This is a genomic window from candidate division WOR-3 bacterium, assembly GCA_039804165.1.
In the GTDB taxonomy this organism is placed as follows: Bacteria; Hydrothermota; UBA3072; order UBA3072; family UBA3072; genus JAFGHJ01.
This window is the reverse complement of record JBDRZZ010000034.1, coordinates 1-11126: the sequence shown is the minus strand read 5'-3', so window position 1 is coordinate 11126 and position 11126 is coordinate 1. Positions and strand designations below refer to the sequence as shown.

The window sequence follows — 11126 nt, the reverse complement described above, 5'->3', positions numbered from 1 at the left end:
AAATAAATCTCCTGAACTTGTCCACTTGTTTGCGGCGGATCTTGATAAACTCCTGGAGAAGAAAATGGATGTGACTCTTGATCTGGAATTAGACCTTGTGAATGTTAAAATATCTCAAAGTGTCCACACCGGCCTTGGAAGGGTCTTTTCTGTTTAAATACTCCTTTTTTCAAAAACAAATTACACAAATATCTTGGACATAGATTTTCACGGGTACAACAGAGATTACCCTTATTCTCCGTTCTTTATCGGATTTGACGAAATCCGTAGACAAAGAATGCATTACTCTTTAGTGGTTATATTCTTTAGGGGATTGCAAATTTTGATTCCTATGCTATAATATTAAATATGATTTTTTTGATATTGTTTTCTGCTTCTTTAACAGAAGTTCGGATTGGAAAATTCCAAGATACAACAGCAAAATTCGTTTCTATTTATCCTGAAGTTGAAGGGATTGATACGATTGAAACTTTGTTATTCAATTTGACAAATGAAGAGCGAATAAAAAATGGGCTGGGTATTCTTAAATTGGATAAACGATTAAAGCTTGCTGCAAGAGAGCATTCTAAGGATATGGTAAAGAGAAAATATTTATCCCACAATTCACCGGATGAGATTAATAAAACTCCTTTACACCGGATATATAATTCTGGATTGCCAGTTCTTTTGATAGGTGAAAATGTTGCAGAAAATATTGGAGGCGCAGTTCCTTTACTTCTGCAAGAGAATCCTGATTCTCTTGCAAAGTTAATAATGAGTGGTTGGATGGATAGCCCTAATCATAGAAAGAATATTTTAAATCCAGAGTTTACCCATATGGGTATTGGATGTGTTGGGAGGGGAGAAGTGCTTAAGGCAACCCAAAATTTCGCAAATCTTTCTGATTTTGGAGTTGATAGCGTAATAGTGCAAGTAAGATCAGAGAGATATAAGATATTTTTTTATGTTAATTCGTTTCTCCCTGAAGTTTGGGCGTTTGATAATGGAAAGCTTGTTTCTAAGGATTCCTTAGAAATAAAAGGCGGAAAGATTATTTTTTCTCTTCTTAGGGATAGAACTTTACATAAATTAGAACTCTGTTTGAAAGATCAGAATTTTTATCGTTGTGGGGTTAGGCTTTTCGTTTATACGGGCTCTCCGTGTAGAGAAATTTTTCAACTTCCAAGGTATGAGTAAATTTAGCTCATTAATTGAGAAACTTTAGCCTTTTTGGTGGTTGAATAATGAAAACAATAAGGCAAAAAAGAGTAGCAATTATAGTTACTATTCTGAGTAAGGTCTGATTCACCTCAGGATATACCAATTTTTCTATGTAATGAATAATGAAAGACCCCGGGTAAGTTGTTCTTATATCATATTTTGCTCTTGAAATATTTTCAAGTATTGTCAAAGGGCAAAATCTCTGTAAGGCGGTAAGGATTCCGACAAATAATATCCCTCCAAGATGTAGAGTTCTAAAGAGCCACCAATCAAAGAATTTTTTCCAGAAAAATCCATAGAGAGTTAAAAAGAAACCAAGCAACATAAAAATTATCCAGATGAAATGTAAAAAAACGATTATATCTGCAACTATTTTATACAACATATTTTTATATTACCCCTAATAGGGCGTAGGGGATAGAGAGTTGTTGGCAGCAAGAGGGCCTTGTAAAAAATCCGTTTTCATCTGTGTCTCTCCGTGGCTAATTATTTTTTTCTTCTTCATCAAGAACCGCTACATAGGGTAGTTCGCGGAAAAGGTTTGCATAATCCATTCCGTATCCAACAACAAATTTATTAGGTATTTGAAAGCCTACATAATCAGCCTGAAAATTGTTGACTCTTCTTTCAGGTTTATCGAGAAAAACGCAGGTCTTTATAGAAAAAGGGTTTTTCTTTAAAAAATGTTCTTTTGCATATGCAAGTGTTCTACCTGTATCAAGTATATCGTCTACAAGTAGAACCCACTTGTTTTGGATGTCTACGGTGATATCTCTTAACAGTTTAAGTTTTCCTGTAGATATTTTACCTTTTCCATAGGATTCAATTGTGATAAAGTCAAGAGAAGGATGAATATTATGATTGTAAAACTCTCTTAGTAAATCAGAGAGGAATATAAAGCTCCCTTTTAGAATTCCAATAATAAATATTTCTTTGCCCAAGCTATCTTTTGCAATTTTTTCTACTAACTCTTTTATTCTTTTCTTTATATCCTTTTCAGTTATTAAGGTTTTAAATTTCATCCTCTTATGAGATTAAGAAATTTTTATATTATGTCAAGGACTAATCGTTTAAAAGGGTCTTGAATTTTCTATAAAGAGATGTTAATATATATTAAGTGGAAGGGCGGATAGTCGCGCTCTCTTTTGAGAGTGAGGAAAGTCCGGACATTGTGGGTGAGGGAGGCTCCCGGAAGGGAGGCACCGTAAGGTGACGGAAAGTGCCACAGAAAACATACCGCCTTGCTTTGCAAGGTAAGGGTGAAAAGGTGAGGTAAGAGCTCACCGGGCTTCTGGTGACAGAAGTCGCATGGTAAACCCCCTCCAATGCAAGACAAACAGAGGCAGGTCTACTCACCCGGACCTAATGACCTCAGGTAGTTGCATAGAGCAATGACTATCTAAAACAGAATCCGGCTTATAGCCCTTCCACTTTATTACTGAATTTCTACTCCTTCTTCTTCAAATAGATAACGTTTTATTTTTCTTGTTGGTGTTTTTGGAAATTCTTCATCTCTTATTAAGACCCTTCTTATTCTCTTGAAGTCTGTAAGATCTTGGTTTAATTTCTTTATCTCTTCGTTTATTATTTTATGTGGATCTTTTTCTTCAATTCTATGTTTTCTACAATATTCATCTAACTCTTCATAATTTGGGTAAACAATAGCTACTAATTCTTCGCTTCCTGTTTTTGGATTAGGTTTAGATAATACAAGAACTTCTTCAATTAGAGGAGATTGGGATAAATAATTTTCGATTTCTTCTGGATAAATATTTTTTCCTCCCTTCGTTACAATAACAGATTTTTTTCTTCCAGTGATGTAAAGATACCCTTCGGAATCTAAAAAACCAAGATCCCCTGTTTTAAACCATTCTCCTTCAAAGACTTCTTTTGTTGCTTCTTCATTTTCCCAAAAACCTTTGAATACTGATGGACCCTTTACAGCAATTTCTCCAACACCATTTTCGTTAGGATTTAATATTTTGATCTCTAATCCAGGTAAAGGAAGACCTACTGATTCATTTTTAGGAGCGTATATTGGGTTAACAGAAATAACAGGCGAAGTTTCTGTTAAACCATACCCTTGTATTATTGGAAAACTCCATTGTTCAAATTTTTGAGAAACCCATTTAGGGAGAGCTGCTCCCCCTGATATTAGATATTTTAATCGTTCAAGCCCCAGATTTTTCTTAATTGTTGAATATAAGAAACCACCGCTTCCCCTTTTTATTCTATGGAGAAAAGTTCCAACACCGTCTAAAGCTTTAAATATTGCTCTTTTTGCAAGATGGGATCTTTTTATTTCTTTTTCAATTCCTTCTATAAATTTTTCAAGAATGAGGGGAACAACAGCAAATATTGTTGGTTTTGTTTTTTTACAATCTTCTATTATATCCTTTGATTTAAGTGAACGCGCCAGAATCATTGAAGAGCCAGTAGAGAAAGGAGCTAACATATTAACTGTTTGAGAGAATATATGATTTAGCGGCAAAAGAACATAGAAGGAATCATTGGGATTGAACTCTACAACCTCTCGTAACATTTCTACATTGCTCGCTAAATTTCTATGGGTAAGGACAACTCCTTTGGGAGAGCCTGTTGTGCCTGAAGTGTAAAGAATAACCGCAGGATCGTCAAGACTTAAAGGAGGTAAGGGAAAATCTTTAACTTCCGATGTAAAATTTGGTAGCTCCAAAGGAAGATATTTTTCTCTTTTCTCTACTACAAGTTCATCTGCTAATAAATCTGGGGAATAAAATAGAATTTTTGCACCTGAATCGTTAACAAGGTAATGAGCTTCTCTATATGTTAACCGATTGTCAATGGGAACCCCAATTGCTCCTATAAACTGAATTGCAAAATAAGTAATAACCCATTCTGGAGAGTAATAACCATATATGGCTACTCTATCCCCTTTCTTAATTTTTTTGGTTTTCATTTGAATGGCAAGAGAAATTATTAAATTATAAAGTTCCTCGTAAGACCACTCTTTTAAATTCCCTCCTTCTCCCACAAGTTTAATTGCTGCATTTTCAGGATAACTCATAACGGTTTTTAAAAACATTTGAGGAAGAGTAACTATTTCTTCTGGTTCTTTTACAAACTTCCATTTCATAATAAAATTATACTTTAAAAATTCTCTTTTGTCAATGAAAAAGAAACTTTTTAATTTGCTGGATATCCTACAGTTTGGGCAATAATTATTTTTTGGTCTTCTTTAAGTTCCATTAATTTTGAAAGGTTATCTCTGTCTATCCAAGCCCTTACAACAGTTCCAAGTTTATTAGAAGCACAGTAAAGATAAACATTCTGTGCAATAAAACCTGCATCTATAGCAGAAAAGAAATTTTTATTTTCTTCAGAAATTTCTCCCATCCTTGAATAGTCCGCTACAAAGATTAAATTTATAGGAGCGATACCTACGAAATCCTGCTCTCCTGTTGCTCTACGAATATCTTTATTGTGGATTTTTTTTAAAAGATTTTTATTTGGGTCATATAAATATAACCCCATTTTTAAGGCAACATAGATGTCGATTTCTTGTTTGTTCATTGCAGAAGGAGCGGTCCTTTTTCCCTCGTTTGGTCTATTTATTCCAAAAGCAGCCCATAGAAGATTTGATAGCTCTTCTAAGGGTAATTCTTTTTCGCTAAAAGAACGGGTTGTTTTTCTGTCTTTAAGGACTTCCATTAATGGCCTTCCACCTTTAATTTTAGGTTTTGGGAGCTTGATTGTGCCATTTTCTTCAGTATAAGAGAGTAAGGGAAAAGTTAATATAAACAAAATGAATATAAATATTTCTCGCATAAGTTCCTCCCTTTTAAGAATCATTAATAATAAGTTGTAGAAAGTCAAGATGAAAAGGTGGTTTTAAAAAGAGAAGTTGACAAGAAGTATTTTTGTTATTATAATCCCAACTGGAGGAGGAAAAATTCTTAAATAAAATAGAGGTGCCAGAGGAAGTTGTAAGGAGGTTATATATCTATGCTCAATGTCTAGAAAATTTCCTCGAGGAAGAGAAGAAGAATTTTTCTTCAGAGGATATTGCGAATAAGTTGAATATAAAAGCGAGCCTTGTAAGGAAAGATTTCTCATATATAGGTTCTATGGGAAAAAGAGGAGTTGGATATAATACCGAAGAAGTTCTAAAAATTATCAAGAAAATTGCTTTTCCAGGGAAGGAGATTAAGGTAGCATTAATAGGAGTAGGGAAACTTGGCTCTGCACTTTTAAACTTTTATGGATTTAAAACCCAAGGCTTGAGAATTGCATTAGCATTTGATAAAGATAAAAGGAAGATTGGTAATGTTGTTGGAGGAGTTAAAATAGAACCTATGGACGATTTTGAAGAAAAGGTAAAGAAAGAGGAAATAAAAATCGCTATAGTTGCAGTTCCTGCAGAGGAGGCTCTTAATGTAATGAGGAAAATAAAAAAGAGTTCTATTAAAGCAGTGTTAAACTTTACTCCTTCTTATTTTTCTTCTTTAAAGGAATTCTCTGATGGTCTTATTATTCGTAATATAGACCTTTCTTCAGAATTGGCTCAGCTTAGTTATTATCTTTTGGAAAAAGGGAAAAGAAAATCACTCTCTTGACTATAGGAAACTTAGGGTTATTTTAGGCTATGAAGAAATTAGCTCAGCTGGAAAGAGAATTTAGTTATGAGTTAATTTTAGAAAAAGAGCAGTTAGAAAAATATGCAAAAGATGAAACGCCAGGAAACTATTATTTTCTTCCTGATGCAGTTTTCCTACCTCAAGAGAGTGATTCGATAGCTCAACTTCTTAAATTAGCAGTGAGTTTAAAGATTCCTTTAACTCCAAGAGGTGGGGGGACGAGTAGGACAGGGGGAGCTCTTCCTGTTTATGGAGGAGTTGTTATTTCTCTTGAGAAGATGAATAAGATTTTAGATTTTGATGAAAAAAATGCTATTCTTGAGGTTGAGCCTGGGGTTATAACAGGGGAGATTAACAATTTTCTAAAAGAATATAATTTTTTCTTTCCTCCGGATCCTTCCTCTATTGATTCATGTTCTATTGGAGGAAATGTAGCAACGAATGCTGGAGGAGCGCGATGTCTTTTTTATGGAGTTACAAGAGACTATGTTAGAGGTATTGAGGTTGTTTTTCCAAATGGAGTTAAAGAGTTTCTAGGAGGGAAGTTAAAGAAAGATGCAACAGGATACTCTCTCTTAAATCTTTTAATAGGTTCTGAAGGCACCCTTGGGATTATAACGAGGGTTTTGATAGAAGTGAGGACATTACCTCCTTTTTCTGCAACTTTAGTAGTTCCTTTTAAAGAGTTAGAGAAAGCAGCTTTTGCAGCTTTTAGTGTTCTCTCTTCAGGGCTTATACCTTCTGCCTTTGAACTTATAGATGAGGATGCTTTTAAGGTAGCTAATTCTAATCTTGAAGAAAAGATACCGGTGGATGAAGAAGGAACTTTACTTATATTAGAATTATTAGAAAAGTCAAAGAGAGAAATGGAAGAGAAAATAGAGCTTATCGGTAATAAATTTTTGGAAAATGGTGCTACTGATGTTTTTGTAACTGTAGATAAACACCAGCAGGAGAAAATATGGGGGTTTCGACGCAAAATTTCAGAGGCTCTTGATGAAGAGGGAACCCTTATTCCTGAAGATATTGTTGTTCCAAGATCTTTTATTCCTGATTTTATTAAAAAGGCGAAAGAACTTGGAAATAAGTTTGATACCAGAATTTTTACCTTTGGACATATTGGAGATGGTAATTTACACATTAACATTATTAAAAGGGAAGATTGGGAAGATGAGGGAGAAAAGGTCATAAGTGAGTTATTCACAGTTTTGAACTCTTATGGAGGAAAAATAAGTGGAGAGCATGGAATAGGATTTACTAAAAAGAAGTATCTTAAGTATTCAAGGACAAAGGAACAAATAGAACTTATGAAAGAAATAAAGAAAATTTTTGATCCCAAAAATATATTAAATCCCGGAAAAATATTTGATTTGGAGTGAAAAGTGTTTAATAGAGCAACTTCAAAATTTATCTTTCTGCTTTCTAAGAAAAAAATGGATTCTAAAAAGATGGAGTTTCCCTTAAAGAATATTAAAAGAGTAGCATTGCGGCCTTCTGAAGAAGAAGGAGAGACGTTTTACTCTTTACCTATAGCAGAAACCCTAAGAAAAAAGTTTGAATTATCTCTCATTCTACCTGAAGATAAAGATGTTAAGTATTTTAAAAATATGAACTTAGATATTATTACCTATAGAAGCAAATTAGGTCTTATTGGAGTTTTAAGGTTAAAGAAAAGAATAAAAAAACAATATGATCTTTTAATAGATTTTAATAAAGATGGAATACCTATATTTTCTTTTGTTTTAAAAAGACCTTTTGTTATTTCTATGTATGATGTGCCTGGGGTAAATATAGTAGGAAGAGCTAAGGATAGAGAAATAATTAGATCTTATCAGTTTCTTATGAGGTTAATTGGTTTTCCTTCTATTAGTTGGCAGATAAAAGGTGTTAAGGGTTTGCGTAAGAAAGAAGAAGTCGTTGGGATTACTTCTGATATAGGTGTTGAGTATCATGGTCTTTATGTTGTCAATAATTATGAGGATTTAAAAAAAGTCTCTAAAATTATTTCGAGGAAGAATGATCTTTCTACTTTTGCCTTTTTTTTAAAAATTCCTCAGGTTCTTTTGCTTGAAGAGGACGATCCTTTTGAGCCTCCTTCTTCTATAAAGGTTGTGAGGTATTCAAAAAGGATTACTTCTAAAATTATTGGGGATTGCTTAATGCTTTTAGAGTAAATGAGAATTTTACATTTAAGTTCAGAGAATGTTGCTGGGGTTTCTGGAATACTTGTAAAAGCTGAGAGAAAGTTAGGGCATTATTCAAGACTTATGACCTATTTTAGAAGTCCTAGATCTTACTGGGATGATATAGTTTTAAATTATTATTTTGCTAATCTATCACGATTTAATTTTTTGAAGAAAATGTTGAAAATTGGAACTTACAATTATTCAGTAAAAAGAGGAACTCCACCAATATGGCAACCATCAAAGATAGAAAAATCATTTTGTTTATTTAGAGATGTTCTCTGGAATTTTCAATTAAGCCCTTTAAAAGATTTCATAAGGTCTTTTGATTGTTATTTTCTTGATGGAGGCCTTGGATTTTTGAGAAATGGAAAAATAATAGAGTCACTAAAAAGTATGAATAAAAAGATAATTATATTATATCTTGGAAGCGATTTAAGAGTGAGGGGAGTTTTGCCTCATATAGAGAGATTAGCAGACGCGATATTTACGACCGAGTTTGATCACACTTTCATTCATCCTGGGGTTAAGTATATTCCTTTTCCTTTTGAGGTTGATAAGTTTAAGAAAAAAGAAATCCTAAAGGGAGATAAATTAACTATATGTCATGCTCCAACAAATAGATATTTAAAAGGAACTAAATACCTTCTTGAAGCAATTTCGGAACTTCAAAAAAAATATAAATTTAATTTTATTTTGATTGAAAATAAACCACATAACGAGGTTCTTAGAATAAAAGAGGAAGAATGTGACCTTCTTGTTGATCAATTAACTGATTTTGGTGGTTTTGGGTATGGTATGAATTCAATGGAATCTCTCTCTATGGGAATACCAAGTGTGACTTATATCAATCCTCAATATGAAAAATTTTTAAAAAAACATCCTTTTATAAATGCTAATAAGGATAACATAAAGGATGTCTTAGAAAAAATATTGAAAAAACCTGAAATTCTTTTAGAAAAAAGTCTTTATAGTAGAAAATGGGTGGTAGAAAATCATGATTATATAAAAGTTAGTAAATTTATTCTGAGTTACATTTAATTTTCTATCTTGATTTTATCCATTAAGTCTTGAATGTTTATTTTGCTTTCTCTTTCAGCTTTGTCCACATCAAAAAGTTCATCAGATAAATTTTTATTTATTTCTAAGGATTTAATTGTATTTTTTAACATTAACTCTCCGTTAACAAATACTTCTGTAGTATAAGGCACTTCCCAATTTTTAATTTTTTTAAAGTTAGAATTTAATATTTTAGTTGTTTCTTTATCTTTTTCTTCTATTTGAATTAAGGTATGTTCTTTTTGGTCAATCCAAATTTTTTTTGAAGCTTCTTCTTTATCCTTATTTTCCAAGATGTAACAAATTCTATCTCCTATTTTTTCAGAGCCTGTGATTTTTAAGTCTTCTATGACGTTCTTCCACCAGTTAAGTAGATTTTGATAAGCAGACCAATCCTCTATAGAAATTTTTTGCTTTCCTGTAATAGAATTTATAATCCATAACTCTTTACCATCAAAGATATAAATGTTTTTTATATTTTCCCAAATAGGAAAAGAGGCTTCTTGAGCTATATTTATTTTGGTTTCCATTCTATACTTTTCTCCTTTTATGAATATCTTACTTTCCAAAGGTTCTATTTCTTTCAAGCTTTTATTTTCAACTTCCATAATTATCGTAAGGTCTTTTATTGAAGTGGAAAATTCTTTATATTTTGATTCAATTTGTGATTTAAGTTCTCTCCAACTAAGAGCAAATATATTAAGAAATGTTATTATAAAACTTATTAGACAAAATCTGGTTAAACTCCTTATCATTATTTTTCCTTTTTACTTCTTTATTATATTCTCATTCTCTATAAATGCAAGTCTTTTAAGGAGGTTGAGTTTTTCCCTATCTCCGAGTTTAGCCATGGAAATAGCTTTTTTTAAAAATAGGATGGAATTCTTATAATTTTCTCTGTCAATGGGATAAGGTATTCCATCTTTTCCTCCATGAGCGAAGCTATATCTTGCAGGATCTTCAAAGCTTGGATGTTCTCCGTAGAGAAGTTCACTTATTAAAGCAAGAGCTCTAATGGTAGCTGGTCCAACTCCTTTAATTCCTAAAAGAATTTCGAAATTTTCGGGCTGTCTATTAAAAGTTAATTCAAGGGTTTTTTTTAACCTATCTAAATTAATGTCAGATTTAATTATTTCGTGGCGAGGAGGTAATTTCAATTCTCTAATTTTTTTTAATTCTTTTATTGTTTTTTCTGGATATTCTGAAGCGATTTTTGTAGAAATTTCTCTTGCCCCAATAGAATCTTTAGAAACCATATTAAGGGGTGTGGTGAAACTATCTGTTATAATTCCTTTGTGAGGTTCGCAGGTGTAGTCCTTTAATGAACCAGAGAACCAGTGGTATCTTCGAGCGGTTCTATTTTCAAGATTCATACCTTGTTGAACAACACTCCACTCTCCTTTTGAGCTAAAAATGATGGTGTGATGATAAATTGAATATCCATCTTGAAGAGCTGAATTATCAATTTTCGCTGTCATTTTGCTTGCATAAATTAAAGAATCTATATTTATTCCTTTTCTAAATCCAATTTGTTTAATTTCCTCTGGAGTTTTTAAGGAGGTTTTTCCTTTACCTCCGCAGACATAAATCCCCGCGTCGAGTTGATTAAAAGCTTCTTTTAAAGCCCCCATCACTGTTGTGGTTAACCCACTTGAATGCCAATCAAATCCAAGAACACAACCTAAGGCTTGAAACCAAAAAGGATCCGAAAGATTCTCTAAGATTTTTATTTGGGGATATTCCATAAGCATAACTTCTATAATAGCTAAGGATAGTTTTTTCATATCTTCAAATAGCCATTTAGGGACTTTTCCCCAGTGTAATGGTAAAGTAGCAAATCCTTTTCTCATATTTTTATTTTAGCCTAAAAAGGGGTATTGTCAACACTAAAAAGAGAAAAAGACCTTCTAAGGCAGGTGGTGGACACTTTGAGATATTTTAACATTCACAAGGTCTAATTCCAGATTAAGAGTCACATCCATTTTCTTCTCCAGGAGTTTATCAAGATCCGGCGCAAACAAGTGGACAAGTTCAGGAGATTTGCTTCTCTCAATAAGTGTCTCTAAAG

The 11126-nt window shown here is 32.7% G+C and carries 11 protein-coding genes and 1 other RNA gene; 6 read left to right on the top strand and 6 right to left on the bottom strand.

Going from position 1 to position 11126, the window contains the following annotated elements; genetic code table 11:
• Positions 1-348 precede the first annotated feature (348 nt).
• Entirely contained in the window at positions 349-1176 is an 828-nt protein-coding gene (locus ABIN61_08620; protein MEO0294263.1) for a CAP domain-containing protein, read from the top strand.
• 10 nt (positions 1177-1186) lie between these two features.
• On the opposite strand, the gene ABIN61_08615 is transcribed toward ABIN61_08620, so the two are convergent.
• Together ABIN61_08615 and hpt are read right to left on the bottom strand one after the other, a co-directional pair.
• Positions 1187-1585: a DUF2784 family protein gene (locus ABIN61_08615; GenBank protein MEO0294262.1), complete on the bottom strand. Its 399-nt coding sequence runs from the start codon at positions 1583-1585 to the stop codon at positions 1187-1189.
• Positions 1586-1682: 97 nt separating this feature from the next.
• Positions 1683-2222, bottom strand: coding sequence for a hypoxanthine phosphoribosyltransferase (gene hpt / locus ABIN61_08610; GenBank protein ID MEO0294261.1), 540 nt, complete (start codon positions 2220-2222; stop codon positions 1683-1685).
• A gap of 95 nt (positions 2223-2317) precedes the next feature.
• Between hpt and rnpB the strand changes: the two genes are divergently transcribed.
• Positions 2318-2635: RNase P RNA component class A (gene rnpB / locus ABIN61_08605), an RNA gene on the top strand.
• Here rnpB and ABIN61_08600 read toward each other — a convergent pair.
• Complete coding sequence (locus tag ABIN61_08600; GenBank protein MEO0294260.1) at positions 2636-4315, bottom strand: AMP-binding protein; 1680 nt, start codon at positions 4313-4315, stop codon at positions 2636-2638. It lies immediately after the preceding RNA gene.
• Between the two features lie 50 nt (positions 4316-4365).
• A complete protein-coding gene (locus tag ABIN61_08595) occupies positions 4366-5007 on the bottom strand; it encodes a SagB/ThcOx family dehydrogenase (protein ID MEO0294259.1) in 642 nt (213 codons plus the stop codon).
• Positions 5008-5150: 143 nt separating this feature from the next.
• On the opposite strand from ABIN61_08595, the gene ABIN61_08590 reads away from it, so the two are divergent.
• The 4 genes from ABIN61_08590 to ABIN61_08575 are packed head-to-tail and all read left to right on the top strand — an operon-like array spanning position 5151 to position 9040.
• Positions 5151-5795, top strand: coding sequence for a redox-sensing transcriptional repressor Rex (locus ABIN61_08590; protein ID MEO0294258.1), 645 nt, complete (start codon positions 5151-5153; stop codon positions 5793-5795).
• A gap of 29 nt (positions 5796-5824) precedes the next feature.
• Positions 5825-7195 (top strand): FAD-linked oxidase C-terminal domain-containing protein, encoded by a 1371-nt coding sequence (locus tag ABIN61_08585; GenBank protein ID MEO0294257.1) that lies wholly within the window; start codon positions 5825-5827, stop codon positions 7193-7195.
• Positions 7196-7198: 3 nt separating this feature from the next.
• Positions 7199-7990, top strand: coding sequence for a hypothetical protein (locus ABIN61_08580; GenBank protein ID MEO0294256.1), 792 nt, complete (start codon positions 7199-7201; stop codon positions 7988-7990).
• On the top strand, positions 7991-9040 hold the full coding sequence (locus ABIN61_08575) for a hypothetical protein (protein MEO0294255.1): 1050 nt from the start codon (positions 7991-7993) through the stop codon (positions 9038-9040). It begins immediately after the preceding gene.
• Here ABIN61_08575 and ABIN61_08570 read toward each other — a convergent pair.
• Both ABIN61_08570 and ABIN61_08565 read right to left on the bottom strand, forming a co-directional pair.
• The gene (locus tag ABIN61_08570) at positions 9037-9813 is read right to left on the bottom strand and encodes a hypothetical protein (protein MEO0294254.1); all 777 of its coding nucleotides are present in this window, start codon (positions 9811-9813) and stop codon (positions 9037-9039) included. The two genes, ABIN61_08575 and ABIN61_08570, sit on opposite strands and share 4 nt — an antisense overlap.
• Positions 9814-9825: 12 nt before the next feature.
• On the bottom strand, positions 9826-10908 hold the full coding sequence (locus ABIN61_08565) for a DUF763 domain-containing protein (GenBank protein ID MEO0294253.1): 1083 nt from the start codon (positions 10906-10908) through the stop codon (positions 9826-9828).
• Between the last annotated feature and the right edge of the window lie 218 nt (positions 10909-11126).

What these genes read in the sequence shown, in the direction of transcription:
- ABIN61_08620 (MEO0294263.1), top strand. Translation starts at nt 349, where the DNA reads ATGATTTTTTTGATATTGTTTTCTGCTTCTTTAACAGAAGTTCGGATT.
- ABIN61_08570 (MEO0294254.1), bottom strand. Translation starts at nt 9,813, where the DNA reads ATGATAAGGAGTTTAACCAGATTTTGTCTAATAAGTTTTATAATAACA.
- ABIN61_08585 (MEO0294257.1), top strand. Translation starts at nt 5,825, where the DNA reads ATGAAGAAATTAGCTCAGCTGGAAAGAGAATTTAGTTATGAGTTAATT.
- ABIN61_08575 (MEO0294255.1), top strand. Translation starts at nt 7,991, where the DNA reads ATGAGAATTTTACATTTAAGTTCAGAGAATGTTGCTGGGGTTTCTGGA.
- ABIN61_08565 (MEO0294253.1), bottom strand. Translation starts at nt 10,908, where the DNA reads ATGAGAAAAGGATTTGCTACTTTACCATTACACTGGGGAAAAGTCCCT.
- ABIN61_08595 (MEO0294259.1), bottom strand. Translation starts at nt 5,007, where the DNA reads ATGCGAGAAATATTTATATTCATTTTGTTTATATTAACTTTTCCCTTA.
- hpt (MEO0294261.1), bottom strand. Translation starts at nt 2,222, where the DNA reads ATGAAATTTAAAACCTTAATAACTGAAAAGGATATAAAGAAAAGAATA.
- ABIN61_08615 (MEO0294262.1), bottom strand. Translation starts at nt 1,585, where the DNA reads ATGTTGTATAAAATAGTTGCAGATATAATCGTTTTTTTACATTTCATC.
- ABIN61_08600 (MEO0294260.1), bottom strand. Translation starts at nt 4,315, where the DNA reads ATGAAATGGAAGTTTGTAAAAGAACCAGAAGAAATAGTTACTCTTCCT.